Origin of the sequence: Neobacillus drentensis (genome assembly GCF_036965645.1) — a bacterium.
Classification (GTDB): Bacteria; Bacillota; Bacilli; order Bacillales; family Cytobacillaceae; genus Neobacillus; species Neobacillus drentensis_D.
In genome coordinates this window covers 39,867-56,559 of record NZ_JBALPZ010000044.1, presented here as the reverse complement: position 1 = coordinate 56,559, position 16,693 = coordinate 39,867, and the positions used below count along the sequence as shown (strand labels likewise).

The 16,693-nt window shown below is 41.6% G+C and carries 14 protein-coding genes; 13 read left to right on the top strand and 1 reads right to left on the bottom strand.

Translation table 11 applies throughout. The features are described from left to right. Positions 1 to 110 precede the first annotated feature (110 nt). From V7266_RS09335 to pyrE, 8 genes are read left to right on the top strand one after another with little or no spacing between them, the layout of a single operon-like run. On the top strand, positions 111 to 1,055 hold the full coding sequence (locus tag V7266_RS09335; RefSeq protein ID WP_335467615.1) for an aspartate carbamoyltransferase catalytic subunit: 945 nt from the start codon (positions 111 to 113) through the stop codon (positions 1,053 to 1,055). Next, entirely contained in the window at positions 1,015 to 2,301 is a 1,287-nt protein-coding gene (locus V7266_RS09330; RefSeq protein ID WP_335467614.1) for a dihydroorotase, read from the top strand. The genes V7266_RS09335 and V7266_RS09330 overlap by 41 nt, the downstream gene beginning before the upstream one ends. After that, entirely contained in the window at positions 2,298 to 3,389 is a 1,092-nt protein-coding gene (locus V7266_RS09325; RefSeq protein ID WP_335467613.1) for a carbamoyl phosphate synthase small subunit, read from the top strand. Before V7266_RS09330 ends, V7266_RS09325 begins: the two co-directional genes overlap by 4 nt. Next, positions 3,382 to 6,588 (top strand): carbamoyl-phosphate synthase large subunit, encoded by a 3,207-nt coding sequence (gene carB / locus V7266_RS09320; RefSeq protein ID WP_335467612.1) that lies wholly within the window; start codon positions 3,382 to 3,384, stop codon positions 6,586 to 6,588. Before V7266_RS09325 ends, carB begins: the two co-directional genes overlap by 8 nt. Further along, on the top strand, positions 6,585 to 7,358 hold the full coding sequence (locus V7266_RS09315) for a dihydroorotate dehydrogenase electron transfer subunit (protein ID WP_335467611.1): 774 nt from the start codon (positions 6,585 to 6,587) through the stop codon (positions 7,356 to 7,358). The genes carB and V7266_RS09315 overlap by 4 nt, the downstream gene beginning before the upstream one ends. After that, positions 7,355 to 8,296 (top strand): dihydroorotate dehydrogenase, encoded by a 942-nt coding sequence (locus tag V7266_RS09310; protein WP_335467610.1) that lies wholly within the window; start codon positions 7,355 to 7,357, stop codon positions 8,294 to 8,296. Before V7266_RS09315 ends, V7266_RS09310 begins: the two co-directional genes overlap by 4 nt. Beyond that, a complete protein-coding gene (pyrF, locus tag V7266_RS09305; protein WP_335467609.1) occupies positions 8,268 to 8,984 on the top strand; it encodes an orotidine-5'-phosphate decarboxylase in 717 nt (238 codons plus the stop codon). Before V7266_RS09310 ends, pyrF begins: the two co-directional genes overlap by 29 nt. Continuing rightward, positions 8,981 to 9,634, top strand: coding sequence for an orotate phosphoribosyltransferase (gene pyrE, locus V7266_RS09300; RefSeq protein ID WP_335467608.1), 654 nt, complete (start codon positions 8,981 to 8,983; stop codon positions 9,632 to 9,634). The genes pyrF and pyrE overlap by 4 nt, the downstream gene beginning before the upstream one ends. Before the next feature lie 161 nt (positions 9,635 to 9,795). Here pyrE and V7266_RS09295 read toward each other — a convergent pair whose 3' ends face one another. Then, positions 9,796 to 11,505, bottom strand: a complete 1,710-nt coding sequence (locus V7266_RS09295) for an Rqc2 family fibronectin-binding protein (RefSeq protein ID WP_335467607.1) — start codon at positions 11,503 to 11,505, stop codon at positions 9,796 to 9,798. A 163-nt stretch (positions 11,506 to 11,668) separates the two neighbouring features. Between V7266_RS09295 and V7266_RS09290 the strand changes: the two genes are divergently transcribed. The 5 genes from V7266_RS09290 (at position 11,669) to rpoZ (ending at position 16,493) form a co-directional block, all read left to right on the top strand. After that, positions 11,669 to 14,347 (top strand): calcium-translocating P-type ATPase, SERCA-type, encoded by a 2,679-nt coding sequence (locus V7266_RS09290; RefSeq protein ID WP_335467606.1) that lies wholly within the window; start codon positions 11,669 to 11,671, stop codon positions 14,345 to 14,347. 98 nt (positions 14,348 to 14,445) lie between these two features. Further along, a complete protein-coding gene (locus tag V7266_RS09285; RefSeq protein WP_335467605.1) occupies positions 14,446 to 15,321 on the top strand; it encodes a YicC/YloC family endoribonuclease in 876 nt (291 codons plus the stop codon). A gap of 61 nt (positions 15,322 to 15,382) precedes the next feature. Then, a complete protein-coding gene (remA, locus tag V7266_RS09280) occupies positions 15,383 to 15,646 on the top strand; it encodes an extracellular matrix/biofilm regulator RemA (protein WP_098528797.1) in 264 nt (87 codons plus the stop codon). Positions 15,647 to 15,658: 12 nt separating this feature from the next. After that, complete coding sequence (gmk, locus tag V7266_RS09275) at positions 15,659 to 16,273, top strand: guanylate kinase (RefSeq protein ID WP_335467604.1); 615 nt, start codon at positions 15,659 to 15,661, stop codon at positions 16,271 to 16,273. 1 nt (position 16,274) lies between these two features. Beyond that, entirely contained in the window at positions 16,275 to 16,493 is a 219-nt protein-coding gene (gene rpoZ / locus V7266_RS09270) for a DNA-directed RNA polymerase subunit omega (protein ID WP_335467603.1), read from the top strand. The last annotated feature ends 200 nt before the right edge of the window (positions 16,494 to 16,693 follow it).

Genomic DNA, 16,693 nt, shown 5'->3' with positions numbered 1-16,693 from the left:
AAACTTGATCAATGAGGCGGGATAGAATCTCGCATCCTTGAGAAAGTAAGTCATTACACCCTGATCAAAAGGTCAGGGTGTTTTTATTATCATCGAAAGGCGGGAATTGGATGTTACAACATTTATTAACCACGAATGAATTAAAGGTGGATGAGATTTATCAAATCTTAAACGATGCTCACAACTTTAAAAAAGGTATGGAGTGGCATCCAAAGGGAAAAATATTCGCTGCCAACCTATTTTTTGAACCAAGTACAAGAACAAAAAGCAGCTTTGAAGTTGCTCAAAAAAGGTTAGGTCTTGATGTAATTCACTTTGAAGTGTTGACTTCAAGTGTACAAAAAGGGGAAACACTCTACGATACCGTAAAAACATTAGAATCGATTGGTGTAAAAGCAGTGGTAATTCGCCACGATCAGGACCGCTACTTTGATGAGTTAGTAGGAAAAGTGAATATACCAATTATCAATGGTGGAGATGGATGCGGTCATCATCCTACCCAGTCACTGCTGGATTTAATGACGATTCACCAAGAATTTGGCCAATTTGCGGGATTGAAGATTGCCATTATTGGAGACATACGCCATAGCCGAGTGGCCCGCTCTAATGCAGACGTATTGACAAGGCTGGGCGCAGAAGTGATTTTTTCAGGTCCTGTCGAATGGTTTGATTCCCGCAGTGCAGATATGTCCAAATACAGACCCATTGACCAGGCCATTCAAGAGGCGGATGTTGTGATGCTGCTGCGGGTGCAGCATGAGCGGCATCAACAAAAAAGCAGCTTCACGGCAAATGAGTACCATAAGCAATATGGTCTTACGCTCGAAAGAGAAAAGATGATGAAGCAGGACAGCATTATCATGCATCCTGCACCTGTTAATAGAAATGTAGAAATAGCTGATAGTCTTGTAGAATGCAAGCGATCAAGGATATTCAAGCAAATGGAAAACGGTGTGTACGTCAGAATGGCGGCACTTAAGAGATCAATCGAAAGTCTTGAAGGAGGAAACCAAAATGAAACTACTTATTCAGAACGCGTGCTACATAGCATCTAAAGGAGAAAAGAAACAAGCTGATATATTAATAGAAGATGGCATCATAACAAAGATTGAAACAAAAATCGACGCAATTGTGGACCGCACAATTAACGCGGAGGGTAAATTAGTTTCACCTGGATTTATCGACCTGCATGTACACCTTCGTGAGCCAGGCGGAGAAAAAAAGGAAACCATCGCAACCGGAACAGCAGCTGCCGCAAGAGGCGGATTTACCACCATAGCCAACATGCCAAACACAAGACCGGTGCCTGACACCATTACTAACATGGAGGACTTGCAAAAACGGATTAAGGATACTGCAAAGGTTAGAGTACTGCCGTATGCGTCTATCACAATCCGCCAGTTGGGTCAGGAGTTAACGGATTTTGAGGGATTGAAAGCTAAAGGTGCGTTTGCCTTTACAGATGACGGGGTTGGCGTACAATCTGCAGCGATGATGCTTGAAGCGATGCGGAAAGCGGCCTCTCTTGATATGGCCATTGTTGCACATTGCGAAGAAGACACATTGATCAATAAAGGTTCAGTTCACGATGGCTCTTTTGCGAAGGAACATGGGTTAAATGGAATCCCATCTGTATGTGAATCTGTTCAGATCGCCAGAGATGTTCTGTTAGCCGAAGCAGCGGACTGTCACTATCATGTCTGCCATATCAGTACAAAGGAATCAGTCCGGGTGGTCAGAGATGCAAAACGCGCAGGGATTAAGGTAACGGCAGAGGTTACGCCTCACCATTTATTGTTATCTCAAGATGATATCCCTGGCTTGGATTCAAACTTTAAAATGAACCCGCCGCTTCGTGATGCAGTAGATCGCAAGGCTTTAATCGAAGGGCTCCTAGATGGCACAATTGATTTCATTGCAACTGATCACGCACCGCATACGGCAGCAGAAAAAGCGGAGGGTATGACGCTTGCTCCATTCGGTATCGTTGGGCTAGAAACAGCGTTCCCGCTTCTATATACTCACCTTGTCTTAAAGAATGTCATGACGCTTGAGCAATTAATTGAATACCTGACAGTCAAACCAGCAGAAGCGTTTGACCTGCCATACGGAAAAATAGAAGTTGGATCTCCTGCAGATTTAGTTCTGTTGAACTTAGAAGAAGAACGAGAAATTAACACAGAAGAATTCTTATCAAAAGGAAAAAATACACCATTCGGCGGTTGGGCATGTAAGGGATGGCCAGAAATGACAATCGCTGGAGGAGAAATCGCTTGGGAAAAAGGATGTGTGTTGGTATGAAAAAACAACTAATTTTAGAAGATGGAACAATCTTTATTGGTAAAGGCTTTGGAAGTGATACAGAAACAATCGGTGAAGTTGTTTTTAATACAGGGATGACAGGTTATCAAGAAATCATATCCGACCCATCTTATTGCGGACAAATTGTCACATTAACATACCCGCTGATCGGAAATTACGGAATCAACAGGGATGATTTCGAATCAATCAATCCGGCAATAAAGGGTTTAGTTGTGAAAGAAGCAGCGGACTTCCCTTCTAACTGGAGAAACGAGTATACCTTGGATGAATATTTTGACATGAAAAAAATACCGGGGATTGCAGGAATTGATACACGTAAATTGACACGGATCATCCGACAATATGGAACACTTAAAGGTGCCATCTGCAGCATTGAGAAAAATCCAAATGAGGTTTTGGAACAATTAAGAAAAACACCACTTTCAACAAATCAAGTGAAACAAGTATCCACTAAAAATGCTTATCCAAGCCCAGGGCGAGGTAAAAGAGTGGTCCTTGTGGATTTTGGTATGAAGCATGGAATTTTACGTGAACTTAACCATCGGGATTGTGATGTGGTGGTTGTTCCTTATCATACAACAGCTAACGAAATCCTTCAGTTACGTCCGGACGGGATTATGTTATCGAATGGACCTGGGGATCCAAAGGATGTTCCAGAAGCGATTGATATGCTAAAAGGTGTATTAGGCAGAGTTCCGCTATTTGGCATTTGCTTAGGCCATCAGTTATTCGCACTAGCGTGTGGAGCCAATACGGAAAAAATGAAGTTCGGTCATCGCGGTTCCAACCATCCTGTAAAAGACTTAGCTACAGGTAAAGTAGCGATTACTTCGCAAAATCACGGCTATACAGTGGAAGAAGAGTCTGTTAAAAATACAAGATTAGAAGTCACTCATATTGCAGTTAACGACGGTACAGTTGAAGGACTAAAACATCTAGATTATCCAGCTTTTACGGTTCAATACCATCCAGAAGCATCACCGGGGCCAGAAGATGCGAACGGATTATTTAACCAATTTATTGACATGATGGAAAAGCACAAACAGGAGGTAACAGCAAATGCCTAAACGTACAGATATTAAATCCATTCTAGTAATCGGTTCAGGACCAATTGTCATTGGGCAGGCTGCAGAGTTTGACTATGCAGGTACACAAGCATGTATCGCTTTGAAAGAAGAGGGCTATCGGGTTATTCTAGTAAACTCGAACCCTGCTACAATTATGACAGATACTGAGGTTGCAGATGCTGTTTATATCGAACCATTAACAGTTGAATTTGTCAGCAGAATCATTCGTAAAGAACGTCCAGATGCATTACTTGCAACACTTGGTGGGCAAACAGGTCTAAACCTAGCTGTTGAATTAACAAAATCCGGCGTTTTAGATGAATGCGAGGTTGAAATCCTAGGAACAAAACTTTCTGCGATTAATCAAGCGGAGGACCGCGATCTGTTCCGAAGCTTGATGAATGAGCTTAATGAGCCTGTACCGGACAGCGAAATTATCCATGAGTTACCGGAAGCAAAGGCATTTGTTGAAAAAATTGGTTATCCTGTAATTGTCCGCCCTGCGTTTACCCTTGGTGGAACAGGCGGAGGTATTTGCCATAACGATGGGGAACTAGAAGAAATCGTCACAAGCGGACTAAAGCACAGCCCTGTAACTCAATGTCTTCTAGAAAAAAGTATTGCTGGTTACAAGGAAATTGAATATGAAGTAATGAGAGATAGAAATGACAATGCGATTGTTGTTTGTAATATGGAAAACATCGACCCGGTCGGGGTACATACCGGGGATTCCATCGTCGTTGCTCCAAGCCAGACATTAAGTGATCGTGAATATCAGCTGCTTCGAAATGTTTCTCTAAAGATTATTCGTGCCTTAGGAATTGAAGGAGGCTGTAATGTTCAGCTAGCTTTGGATCCTGACAGTTTCAATTACTATATTATCGAAGTAAATCCACGTGTTAGCCGTTCTTCGGCATTAGCATCAAAAGCAACAGGTTATCCAATTGCTAAGCTTGCAGCAAAGATTGCGGTCGGCTTGACTCTTGATGAAATGTTAAACCCAGTAACCGGTAAAACGTATGCTAGCTTTGAACCAGCACTAGATTATATCGTTACCAAAATTCCAAGATGGCCGTTTGACAAGTTTGAATCGGGTAACCGTTCACTTGGGACACAAATGAAAGCCACGGGAGAGATTATGGCAATTGGCCGAACATTTGAGGAGTCCTTATTGAAAGCAATCCGATCCCTTGAAGCAGGTGTTTATCATTTTGAATTAAACGACGCTTTAGAAATCACTGATGAACTACTCGAAAAACGGATTCGCAAAGCTGGAGACGAACGACTCTTTTACATCGCAGAAGGGTTAAAACGTGGATTAACTATTGAGACGATTCATGAATGGAGTAAAATCGACTTATACTTCTTAAAAAAGATGGAAGGAATTATCGAACTGGAAAAAGCAATTGCTGAAAATCCGTTTGAAACTGAAATCTTAATGGAAGCAAAACAAAAAGGATTTACTGATAAAAAAATTGCCGAGCTTTGGAACACATCTGAAAAAGAAATTTATCATACTAGAAAAAATCACGGCCTTATCCCAGTCTATAAAATGGTTGATACTTGTGCAGCCGAATTTGAATCTGCAACACCATACTACTATGGCACATATGAAGACGAAAACGAATCGATTGTAACAGCGAAAAAGAGTGTTATCGTTCTAGGGTCCGGTCCAATCCGCATCGGCCAGGGAATTGAATTTGATTATGCGACTGTACACTCTGTAAAAGCCATTAAAGAGGCAGGCTATGAAGCGATCATCATTAATAATAATCCAGAAACAGTATCAACGGATTTCAGTATTTCCGACAAGCTATACTTTGAGCCGCTTACGATCGAAGATGTAATGAGTATTATCGATTTAGAGAAACCAATGGGAGTTGTCGTTCAGTTTGGCGGACAAACCGCGATCAACTTGGCTGCTAAACTTGAAGAAAACGGCGTGAAAATTCTTGGAACAAGCTTAGAAGATTTAGACCGTGCTGAAAATCGTGATAAGTTTGAACAAGCGCTTGAGCAGTTAAATATCCCACAACCATTAGGAAAAACAGCTATGTCAGTAGAACAGGCACTAGTTATTGCAGGCGAAATTGGTTATCCGGTCCTTGTCCGACCTTCCTATGTGCTTGGCGGAAGAGCAATGGAAATTGTTTATTATGAAGAAGAACTTCTTTACTATATGAAAAACGCTGTAAAAGTAAATCCAGAGCATCCAGTCTTGATTGACCGATATTTAACAGGAAAAGAAATTGAAGTTGATGCCATCTGTGACGGCACCAATGTTATAATCCCAGGTATTATGGAACATATCGAACGAGCTGGAGTCCACTCAGGTGACTCGATTGCCGTATACCCTCCGCAAACCCTAAGTGAAAAAGTAAAACAAACACTTGTGGAGTACACCGAGAAATTAGCGAAAGGGTTAAATATTATTGGATTACTAAACATTCAATATGTGCTTGCGGGAGACCAAGTGTATGTTTTAGAGGTAAACCCAAGATCGAGCCGTACCGTTCCATTCTTAAGTAAAATTACGAATGTTCCAATGGCAAAAATTGCGACAAAAGCGATCCTTGGGGTTTCTATTCTTGACCAAGGCTACATCCCAGGTCTTGTCACTGAGAAAGAAGGCGTCTATGTTAAAGTACCGGTCTTCTCCTTTGCAAAACTTAAGAGCGTCGATATCACGCTTGGACCTGAAATGAAGTCAACTGGGGAAGTAATGGGCAAGGATATTACACTTGAAAAAGCACTATACAAAGGTTTAGTTGCCTCAGGCATGAAAATTCAGCAATTCGGTACGGTATTGTTTACGGTATCTGATAAAGATAAAGAAGAAGCATTAAAGCTTGCAAAGCGTTTCTCTGCAAACGGATATCGTTTAATGGCAACAAGTGGAACAGCAGCTGTTTTAGAATCAGCCGGCCTTCGAGTGAAAGTAGTAGGAAAAATTGGGTCGGATGGAAAAACACTTTTAGATGTAATCCATCATGGAGAAGCACAGTTCATTATCAATACACTAACAAAAGGCAAACAGCCGGAACGTGACGGGTTTAGAATCCGCCGAGAAGCTGTCGAAAATGGAGTACCATGCTTAACCTCACTTGACACAGCTGATGCAATCCTAAAAGTGATTGAATCAATGAATTTCTCAGCAGAACCGATGGCAGCGATGAAAAAGGAGGCAGTGTTTGCATGATCCAAAAAGAGTTATGCAAAATTCTAAGCCAAAAAGAAATAGCTTCAGATATTTATGAGCTGACTATAAATGGCGAATTAGTTATGCAAATTACGTCACCAGGTCAATTTGTCCATATTAAAGTATCCAATGGCTTGGATCCACTGTTGCGAAGACCAATTAGTATTTCCTCGTACAATTATGAACAGAAAAGTTTAACCATGATTTATCGTAAAGATGGAAGAGGAACTTCCATGCTAGCAGAATTAAGACCAGGGATGTTTGTTGACATCCTTGGTCCACTAGGTAATGGTTTTCCTGCAGACGAGGTTAGCATCGGTGACACGGTACTACTTGTTGGGGGCGGAATTGGCGTCCCTCCTCTATATGAATTATCGAATCAGTTAGTTGAAAAAGGTGTTAAAGTCATCCATGTGCTTGGCTTTCAAACAGCTTCAGCCGTCTTCTACGAAGAGGAATTTTTGAAAAATGGGGAAACCTATGTGACGACTGTTGATGGTTCTTATGGGAGAAAGGGCTTTGTGACAGATGTGATGAAAGAATTACAGTTTGATTGTATCTATACTTGCGGGCCAACACCAATGTTAAGAGCAATTGAGCAAAATTATCAAGATAAAAAAGTATTTTTATCGTTAGAAGAGCGGATGGGCTGCGGCATCGGTGCCTGCTTTGCTTGTGTATGTAAAAAGAAAGATGATCCAACAGGAGTTTCCTATAAAAAAGTCTGCAGTGATGGTCCTGTATTCCGAGCAGGGGAGGTATTGATATGAGTCGCTTAAACATTGAATTACCAGGATTAAATTTAAAAAACCCAATCATGCCTGCTTCCGGCTGCTTTGGGTTTGGCAGAGAGTACAGTCAATTCTATGATTTGAGCGTACTTGGTGCCATTATGATTAAAGCCACAACAGTTGAACCTAGGTTCGGAAACGCAACACCGCGTGTGGCAGAAACCTCCGCGGGAATGTTAAATGCCATTGGCCTGCAAAATCCAGGACTTCAAAAGGTCCTTAGCGAGGAACTGCCATTTCTATCTCAATATGATGTACCCATTATTGCGAATGTGGCTGGATCACTTGAGGAAGATTATGTGGAGGTTGCCCGTGAGATTTCTAAAGCACCTAATGTTCATGCACTGGAATTGAATATTTCTTGCCCAAATGTAAAAACAGGCGGGATTGCTTTTGGAACCATTCCGGAAACAGCGAAGCAATTAACCCGTAAGGTTAAAGAGGTATCAGAGGTACCTGTATATGTGAAGCTGTCGCCCAATGTAACAAACATTGTAGAAATGGCAAGGGCCGTTGAAGATGGTGGTGCGGATGGGTTGACCATGATTAATACCCTTATTGGGATGCGGCTTGATTTAAAAACAGGAAAACCAATCCTTGCCAATCGAACTGGCGGGTTGTCAGGCCCAGCGATAAAGCCTGTGGCGATTCGGATGATTCACGAAGTCAGCCAAGCTGTTAAGATACCTATTATTGGTATGGGCGGCGTCGAGACGGCTAGTGACGTGATTGAGTATTTCTATGCTGGCGCAAGTGCAGTCGCAGTTGGAACCGCTAATTTCGTAGACCCATTTGTTTGTCCGACGATCATTCAAGAACTGCCTGAACTGCTTGAAAAATTAGGATTTGAACATATTAGTGAATGTACAGGAAGGAGCTGGAAGGAACATGGACAACTCGCTTATCATCGCGCTTGATTTTCCCGGCATAAACGAAGTAAATCAATTTCTAGAGCCGTTTGCTGGCAAAGAGCTTTTTGTAAAAGTAGGAATGGAGTTGTTCTACCAGGAAGGCCCCTCGATTATTCATCAATTAAAAGAACAAGGCCACCGGATTTTCCTGGATTTAAAGCTTCATGACATTCCAAACACCGTGAAAAGTGCAATGAAAGGTCTAGCCCGTTTAGAGTGTGATTTGGTTAATGTTCATGCTGCCGGAGGTATTGAGATGATGCAGGCGGCACTTGAAGGTCTTGAAGCAGGTACCACTGCAGGAAGGATGCGGCCTAACTGTATCGCTGTAACACAATTAACAAGTACATCTGAGGAACAAATGCAAAAGGAACAACTTATTCCGGTCTCCTTAAAGGAATCGGTGCTTCATTATGCCTCCATAACCAAACAAGCAGGCTTAGATGGGGTTGTTTGCTCTGCGTGGGAAGCGTCTTTAATTAAAGAGAAAACTGGACATTCCTTTTTAACGGTTTGTCCAGGAATTCGTATGGCGACCGATCAGGTTGGTGACCAAAAACGTGTCACAACTCCTGAATCAGCACGGACCATGGGGGTAAGTGCGATTGTTGTAGGCCGCTCAATTACCCGCTCACACGACCCGTTAACAAGTTATCAACAATGGATGGAAGCATGGAAGGGAGTAACACAATGAAACAATTAATTGCCGAAAAATTACTAGAAATCAATGCGGTTGCCTTAAAACCAGAGGAGCCGTTTACCTGGACATCGGGACTTCGTTCCCCGATCTATTGTGATAATCGCCTAACACTTTCATACCCTGAGGTTAGAAAAGCAATTGCTGCAGGATTGAAGCAGCTGATTGAAGAAAATTTTCCAGGGACTGAAGTTATCGCTGGAACCGCAACGGCAGGTATTCCTCATGCCGCATGGGTCAGTGACCTTATGGAACTTCCAATGTGCTACGTCCGTTCTAAAGCAAAAGGCCACGGTAAAGGGAATCAAATTGAAGGAAAAGCCGAGGCCGGCCAAAAGGTAGTGGTTGTCGAAGACTTGATTTCTACTGGAGGCAGTGTGGTCACGGCAGTGAATGCATTAAAGGAAGCAGGCTGTGACGTACTTGGGGTCGTATCCATCTTTACATACGGTCTTGAAAAAGGAAAACAAGTATTTGCAGAAGAAAATATTAAGAGTTATTCATTAACCGATTTTGCTTCCTTAATTGATGTAGCCATTGATAAGGGATATGTAAGTGCGGAAAATCAAGAAAGCCTTCTACAATGGAGTAAAGACACAGCAGCATGGAGCCAAAAGTTTGAGGAAGCAGAATCCCTGATAAAATAAAATTTTGGCTAAGTTACAAGAAATCGATAAATATCGAGAAACCGCCGATAAGTACCGGAAAACCGCCGATAAATATCAAAAAAACGCCGAAAAGTACTGAAAAACCACCGATAAACCAAAGAGGGGAGCCCAATCGTAAATAGGCTCCCCTCTTTTACTTGTTATTTCTTCAATTTTAAAACCATTTCCTCATCTGGAGTCACATAAACGGTTTGTTGATTATCATAAATAACGAACCCAGGCTTTGCTCCACTTGGTTTTTTTACATGACGCACTTTTGTATAATCCACGGGTACCGATCCGGAATTACGTGCCTTACTATAATAGGCCGCTAAATTTGAAGCTTCAAGAATGGTTTCATCTGAAGGCTCCTTACTGCGGATAACTACGTGTGATCCTGGAATATCCTTTGTATGAAGCCAAATTTCATCTCGCGCTGCGAGTTTATTCGTTAGGTAATCATTTTGTTTATTGTTTTTTCCAACTATGATTTCTGTTCCATCAGACGCAACAAAATAATCCAGTACCGGCTTGCCATTGTGAGGTTTTTTCCCATTCCTTTTTTGTCGTTCACGGATATATCCGCCCTCGACAAGTTCGTCCCGGATTTCTTGTAGATCCTTTGGCGATGCTGTTTGCACTTGCTGGAGTAAATTATCAAAATACTCTGCTTCCTCACGGGCCTTGTCAATTTGTTCGATGACAATCGAGATGGAATTCTTTGCTTTTTGATATTTGGAAAAATACTTTTGGGCATTTTCAGATGGTGTCTTTCTTGGATCGAGTGGAATGACAAGCATTCCGCCGTTTTCATCATAATAATTAAGAACTTCGATTTCTTTCATTCCTTTTTTTGCCGCATATAGATTAGCAGTTAACAACTCTCCGTAAAGTTGAAACTCTTCTGCTTTCTCCGCATCTTCCAATGTACGTTGGAGTTTGTCAATTTTCTTTTCATTCTTTTCTTTTTCATTTGTGATAAATCTCTCAATATCATTTCCCTGCTGTTTCACTCGGTCACGTTCTGCTTTGCCGAAATAGAATCGGTCAAGCATTTCACTAAGAGATGAAAAGGTTTTTACTTCTCCTTTTACATGTTCAAGCGGGAATAAATAAAATAATTCTTTTCCATTAGAAGTCATGATAGAGGGAGCAATATCACCGGAGCCTATTTTTTTCATCAGTCTAACAAATGTTGCTGGCACTGTTGAACGATTGGCTAACCCGCTCTGAAAAATAACTTCCTTTGCCAAAAGCGGTGAAATACCGCCGAAGTGTTCAACGAGCTGGCGGTCCAGTTTACCACCCATAAAATCTAACTTCTTTAATACATCCTCTTCATCTGCTGTAAACGGATTGACCTTATGTTGTTCTGGCGGGTTAATATAAGGTTGTCCAGGAAGAATGGCTCTATGGCTGTTCACAGCAAATGAAACGTGCTTAATGCTATCGAGAATGATATTACGTGTCTTATCAACTAAAACAATATTGCTATGGCGCCCCATAATTTCGATAATTAATTGTTTATAGCTGATATCACCAATTTCATTGCGGCCTTTAATTTCAAACACAATGATCCGGTCATTATCAACCTGATACATATCCTCTAATATATGTCCTTCAATATGCTTTCTAAGCAGCATACAGAACATTGGCGGCTCACTTGGATTATCGTAGGCTTCATTGGTGAATTGGACCCTTGCGTAGCTTGGGTGAGCCGATAATAATAGTTTTTGATTGACTCCGTTTGCGCGGATCGTCAGAATGACTTCATTTTTATAAGGCTGATGGACTTTGTTAATCCGTCCACCTTTGAGGGAACGAACTAGTTCATCGACCATTGCTTTTGTAAATAAACCATCAAATGACATGGAAAACATCCTTTTCTAAAAGCTATGATTCAATTATATCCTATCTGGCTAAAATCTGTCTTAATTTACCCATCATTCATATTTTCATCTAGCATTTTTTTGGACGACCCTGAATAAGCTTTCCTTAGAGCAAGTCTATAAAAGGGGGAAGTGAGATGGTCGGATGAAATTCCATGAAATGAAGCTAGAACAAGTAGAAAAGGCTCTAGAAACCGACTTTTCTTCTGGATTATCACAAGAAGAAGTAAAGAAAAGGGTAAAGCAGTACGGCTTAAATGAATTAGATGAGGGTGAAAAGCAATCGGCTTTACTCTTATTCTTCAGCCAGTTTAAAGATTTTATGGTGTTAGTATTGTTAGCTGCAACCTTGATTTCAGGCTTGCTGGGTGAGTATATTGATGCAATTGCGATTATTGCCATTGTCATTATTAACGGATGTCTCGGCTTCTACCAGGAAAGACGGGCAGAAAAGTCACTCCAAGCTTTAAAAGAGTTATCGGCACCACAGGTGTCTGTCCTTCGCGGGGGCGAGTGGGTTAAAATCCCATCGAAAGAAATTGTCGTTGGAGATGTGATCAAATTTGCAAGCGGGGATCGAATTGGGGCAGATGTCCGAATTATTGATTCGAAGAGCTTAGAAATTGAAGAATCAGCGTTGACGGGTGAGTCTGTGCCCGTTGCTAAACATATCGATCCATTAAGTAACCCTAACCCCGGTATTGGTGATATGGAAAATATTGCTTTTATGGGGACGATGATCACAAGGGGAAGCGGCTTAGGTGTGGTTATTGCTACCGGTATGAAAACAGCGATGGGGCAGATTGCCGATTTGCTGCAAAATGCCGAAGCACAGGATACACCCCTGCAGCGGCGTTTAGAGCAGCTTGGGAAAATATTAATTACTGTGGCCTTGTTACTGACGGTCTTAGTGGTGATTGTCGGAGTATTACAAGGCCATGAATTATATGAAATGTTCTTGGCAGGTGTTTCCCTAGCAGTGGCAGCAATACCAGAAGGGCTGCCGGCTATTGTAACAGTGGCTTTATCATTAGGTGTTCAAAAAATGATTAAGAAAAATGCCATCGTCAGGAAACTGCCAGCAGTTGAAACACTAGGCTGTGCTTCGGTCATCTGTTCGGACAAGACGGGGACCATGACACAAAACAAAATGACCGTTACTCATCTATGGAGCGGCGGGGATACGTGGACGGTCGACGGGGTCGGCTACCAGCCACAAGGGAATTTTTACCGGGACGAAAAAAATGTTCAGCCTAGGGATGAAAAGTCGTTACAGCAAATGCTGATCTTTGGTATGCTGTGTAACCATTCAGAACTGGCCAGGATAGATGACGATTATATCCTTGACGGAGACCCAACGGAAGGTGCATTGCTGGTTAGTGCGATGAAAGCAGGCTTTGACCGGACCAAACTCTTAGAAGATTTTACAATCGTCAATGAATTCCCGTTTGACTCCACCAGAAAAATGATGAGTATCCATGTGCAGGACAAACAGGGCCGGCACTTTATTGTCACCAAAGGTGCTCCGGATGTTGTGTTAGGTATATGTGAGTCCATTTTATGGGATGAGAGAACACAATACTTAAGTAAAGAAACACAAAGCAAGGTTCAGGATGCGATTAATGGACTTGCGTCACAGGCATTAAGAACGATAGCCATTGCTTATAAGCCAATCTCGGCCAATACCGTTATCTTAAGCGACCATGAGGCAGAGAAAAAGTTAACCTTCATCGGCGTCCAGGGAATGATCGATCCGCCAAGACCTGAAGTTAAGGCGGCAGTAAAAGAATGTAAAGAAGCAGGCATAAAAACCGTGATGATTACGGGTGACCATGTAATTACTGCTAAAGCAATTGCATCGCAGCTTGGAATATTGACCAAGAAAAGTAAGGTTCTCGAGGGAAAGGCACTAGCTGAAATGTCGGTAGAAGAACTCGAAGATGTGGTGGAAGATGTCTCGGTGTTTGCAAGGGTGTCACCAGAACATAAATTAAAAATTGTGAAAGCTTTACAAAATAGAGGGCATATTGTTGCCATGACAGGAGATGGCGTGAATGATGCTCCAGCCATTAAGGCTGCTGATATCGGTGTCGCGATGGGGATCACCGGTACGGACGTTGCAAAAGAAGCTTCGGCACTCATTTTATTGGATGATAATTTTGCTACCATTAAAGCAGCTATTAAAGAAGGTAGAAACATCTACGAAAATATCCGTAAGTTTGTCCGATACTTATTAGCTTCAAATGTCGGGGAGATATTAGTCATGCTTTTTGCGATGTTATTGGCATTGCCGCTGCCACTCGTACCAATTCAGATTCTTTGGGTGAACTTAGTGACTGACGGTTTGCCGGCGATGGCTTTGGGACTAGATCAACCTGAGGAAAATGTAATGAAGCGAGGGCCGCGCAGTCCAAATGAAGGGGTATTTTCACGCGGACTTGGCTGGAAGGTTGTCTCGCGTGGGTTCCTCATTGGACTCGTTACGCTCTTGGCGTTCATGATCGTATACCATAACGATCCAAGGCAATTGCCTTATGCACAGACAGTTGCATTCGCAACCCTTGTTATGGCACAGTTGATTCATGTATTTGACTGCCGCAGTGAAAGATCGGTGCTGTCGAGAAATCCGTTTGGAAATCAGTATTTGGTTTGGGCCGTCATTTCATCTTTATTACTGATGCTAGTAGCTATTTACTATCCGCCTTTACAACCAATTTTCCACACACTTCCTATCGCAGCAAAAGATTGGCTGTTAATTTTAGGATTATCAGCTGTTCCAACTTTTTTACTAGCAGGATCATTTTTGTTAAGAAAAACAAAATAAAGTATGTTATAATCCAAAAGGTGATAGATTCATTCTATTACCTTTTGTTATTTTTAAAAAATAAAGCCGATCATTATTTAAGATTGGATGTGTAAGTGATGGTTATTAGTATGACAGGCTTTGGCAGGAGCAAGACAGAGTCAGGGGCATTTTCAGTGAATGTTGAAATCAAGACTGTCAACCACCGATTCTCTGAAATGAATATCCGCATGCCAAGACAACTTTTAAAAATAGAAGATAAATTGAAAAAGATCTTAAGCCAGCATATCCGCCGCGGGCGGGTAGAGGTATATGTAAGTGTGGATGGTGAAGGAACCGTCTTGAGAAAAATTCAGGCGGATTGGAAGCTGATTGAGGAATATTTTCAATTTATTAATGAAGCGAAAAGTAAATACGCAATTGAAGGAACCATTTCCATTCAGGATTTACTGGGTCGTACCGATCTTTTACATATTGAAGAAAATGAAGCAGGCAATGAAGAAATCGAAAAGCTTGTCCTTACCGCCACAGAAGAGGCAGTAATACTGTTAAAGCAAATGCGGATGGCTGAAGGAGAAGAATTAAAAAAAGATTTACTTGCGATTACTGCCCAAATTGAAACCTATGTAACGGAGCTTCAAAAATTTGCCCCTCTCGTTGTTCAAGCCTTTAAGGAGCGCTTAACAAAAAGAATGCAAGAGTTTGTGAATGGGCAATTAGATGAAACGAGAATTTTAACAGAGGTAGCTGTTTTTGCCGACAAAGCAGATATTAATGAAGAAATTACTCGGTTAAGAAGTCATATCCAGCAATTTTTGCAAACTATGACTGAGTACGAGCCTATCGGTAGAAAGCTGGACTTTCTGGTTCAGGAAATGAACAGAGAGGCGAATACCATCGGCTCAAAAGCAAATGATTCCAATATTGCTAAAAAAGTAGTTGAAATCAAAAGTTTGCTTGAAAAGCTGAAGGAACAGGTCCAGAATATCGAATAGGATTTGTTTAGAAACTGTTTAACACGGTCAAAATATATTATTAATGATTGGATGAGGAACCATGTCGATTAAATTAATCAATATTGGATTTGGTAATATCGTATCTGCCAATCGCATTATTTCCATTGTCAGCCCGGAATCAGCGCCAATTAAACGAATTATTCAAGATGCCAGGGATCGGGGATCGTTAATTGACGCTACATATGGCAGACGGACACGTGCTGTAATTGTAATGGATAGTGACCATGTCATTCTTTCAGCTGTACAGCCGGAGACGGTTGCCAATCGCTTGACAGACCGTGATGATATTATTGATGAAGGGTAGGATTTTCATAATATGCAGGAAAAAGGGTTACTGATTGTATTGTCTGGACCATCCGGTGTTGGGAAAGGAACTGTCCGAAAAGAGATTTTTTCACATCCTGATACCGCTTTTGAATATTCCATTTCTATGACAACCCGGCTTCCGCGTGAAGGGGAAGTCGATGGGGTAGATTACTTCTTTAAAACACGCGGCGAATTTGAACAGTTAATTGAACAAGGCAAGTTATTGGAGTATGCCGAATTTGTTGGCAACTATTATGGAACGCCTGTAGATTATGTCCGTGAAACTCTAGATTCGGGTAAAGATGTTTTCCTGGAAATTGAGGTGAAGGGTGCCCGTCAGGTACGAGAAAAGTTTCCAGAGGGATTGTTTATTTTCCTCATGCCGCCAAGCTTAACTGAACTCAAGAACAGAATTGTAACAAGAGGAACAGAAACAGAAGATATCATTCATAATCGAATGTTAACTGCGCGTGAGGAAATCGAAATGATGGAATTATATGATTATGTAGTGGAAAATGATCAGGTAGAGCTCGCCTGCAAACGAGTTAAAGCCATTGTCACGGCAGAGCACTGCCGCAGAGAAAGAGTAGAACATCGTTATAAAAAACTGCTGGAGGTTGAATAATATGTTATATCCATCTATTGATTCTTTATTAGAAAAAATTGATTCTAAATATTCACTTGTATCTGTTGCTGCTAAGCGCGCCCGCGTCATGTCACAGCTAAAAGATGAAAGGCTCCCTAAATATGTTTCTTATAAATATGTAGGAAAAGCATTAGAGGAAATTTATAGCGGTGAACTAACTTATCGGATTTCAAAAAAGGCAGAAACATCAGCTGAGTAAGGACCCAGCCCACAGTCACAATATAAAATGAAAGAAGGTCTGACAAAAGGGAAATCACCTGTATGTCAGCCTTTTTATTTTGCTTTAGGCTGTGTTAAAGGTTACTGTTGATTTTGAGACGATGTTGATTGGATCGGATAAGCTCGACTCCTGCGGGAGTNNCTCCCCGGCACGCCCGCGGGTTTGCTGAGCGACTGGAG